Below are 2,027 nucleotides of genomic sequence, written 5' to 3'. Positions count from 1 at the left end.
CGCTCGATCTCCGCCATGGTGTCGCGCGCCAGCTTCGGCGAATTGGTCAGAAGCACCGCCGGGCTTGTCGGGCCATGTTCGGCCTGGCCGAGCAGGTCGGTCGCGCAGATCTCGCCGTCGACGCTGTCGTCGGCGATCACCAGCGTTTCGGTCGGACCGGCGAACAGATCGATCCCGATGCGCCCGTAGAGCTGGCGCTTGGCCTCGGCGACGAAGGCGTTGCCCGGACCGACAAGCATGTCGACGCGCCCGATGGTCTCGGTTCCGAGCGCCATGGCGCCAACGGCCTGGATGCCGCCCAAAACGTAGATCTCGTCGGCGCCACCCATGTGCATGGCGGCGACGATGGCCGGATGCGGCCCGCCTTGGAACGGCGGCGCGCAGGCGATGATCTTCTTCACGCCGGCGACCCTTGCCGTCACCACGCTCATGTGCGCGGAGGCGACCATCGGATATTTGCCGCCCGGCACGTAGCAGCCGACCGTGTCGACGGGAATGTTCTTGTGGCCAAGGACGACACCCGGCAGCGTTTCCACCTCGAGATCCTGCAGGCAGGCGCGCTGCTTCTCGGCGAAATTGCGGACCTGCGCCTGGGCGAAGCGAATGTCCTCCAGATCCCTTGCCGAGACTTTGGAGATGGCCTGTTCAATATCGCTGTCGGTCAGCCGGAAGCTCTGCGGCGACCATCTGTCGAAACGCTCCGACAGTTCCCGGACGGCGGCGTCGCCCCGCTTCTCGATATCGGCGAGGATCGTCTCGACGGTCGTTCGGACAACCGCGTCGCCCTGGGCGACAGCCTCGGGATCTCTGCCCCGCTTCAGAAAGGTCGGCATGTTCTCATCCTTGTCTTGGGTGGGATGGACGGCAGGGTGCCGTCCATCGATCGCATTGCTGGTCGTCAGGGCTTCACCGTCGGCTCGATCTTGGTGAGCTTGTATTCGTCGGCCGGGGCCTTGCACGACGAGCAGTTGATGCCGGGCGCGTCGGGCGCCTGCTTCACATCCGCCGGCAGCGGCTGGATGGCCGCTCCGGGCGTCGGCTTGCCCTCGAGCGCCGACTGTAGCGACAGTTCCGGCAGAAGCTCGGGATTGAAGACCTCGGTGACGAAGGATGAGGGCACCTTGTCGGACGGGAACACGTTGCAGCCGTCGGCGAAGGTGTCGCCCTTGCAAGGCTTGACCTGATCAGCCGGCACCCAGGGCAGCGGGTACTCGATGTTCATCGGCTTCAGGTCGCGCTTCTTGGTCAGGATCTCCATCATCAGCTTGAAGGCGTAGCCGGAGGTGGCGGGCGGCGAGCCGGCCGAGACGCCTTTGAGACCCATGCCCTGCATCTTCGGATCGGCAAGGCCGAGGCGGAAGCCGTCGGAGTTCTCGCCGGTCATCGGCACGAGCTTGTTGCCCTTGTCGAGCTGCGCTTGGATCGCACCGTATTCGCCGGCCTGGGCCCAGATGCCGTCGACGTCCGGATGCGCGGCGAGCGCCTTGGCCGTCTCCTGCTGCGTGGTGCGGTCATCCCAGTAGGAATAGTATTCCGCGACCACCTTGATGCCGGGATACTGGTTGAAGATGTGCATCGCGCCGTCGGTGTGGCGCTTATCGACCGAGTTGCCCGGAACGCCACGGCTCAGGAAGATGTTGCCCTTGCCGCCGAGGATGTTGACCAGCGCCTGGGCGCTGTTCTCGCCGAAACCAGCGGTGATGTAGCTGACGTTGTAGGCGCAGGGTTCGGTCACCGTCGCGTCATACATAAAGAAGAGCACGCCCTTCTGGCAGCCGCGATGGATGGTGCGGTTCAGCGCCGTCGACGAGATCGGGAAGCTGATGATGCCGTCGGCGCCATCCTGGATCATGCTCTCATAGGCCGAGATCTGCGCCTGCGGATCGGTGCCGGAGATGACCTCCTTCAGCTCCACGGTCTTGTCGTAAGGCGGCGTCTGCGCCAGCGCCTTGACGATGTTCGCGGCCTCCGACTGCCAGGAATTGCCGCTGTAGCTCAGCGACAGATAGACCTTGAGCTTCTTGTCC

Annotated in this window: 2 protein-coding genes; both read right to left on the bottom strand. The window is 64.7% G+C overall.

Annotation, left to right across the window (positions count from 1 at the left end):
* Positions 1-833 (bottom strand): histidinol dehydrogenase (hisD, locus tag EN939_RS31795; RefSeq protein WP_127271544.1); only part of this gene is annotated, 833 nt, incomplete at its 3' end.
* Between the two features lie 65 nt (positions 834-898).
* A partial coding sequence (locus EN939_RS31790; protein ID WP_127271542.1) for a sugar ABC transporter substrate-binding protein occupies positions 899-2,027 on the bottom strand: 1,129 nt, incomplete at its 5' end.

The organism is Mesorhizobium sp. M7A.F.Ca.CA.002.05.1.1 (assembly GCF_003998335.1).
Taxonomy (GTDB): domain Bacteria; phylum Pseudomonadota; class Alphaproteobacteria; order Rhizobiales; family Rhizobiaceae; genus Mesorhizobium.
The sequence above is the reverse complement of the archived record's forward strand: the minus strand, read 5'-3'. Positions and strand labels throughout refer to the sequence as shown.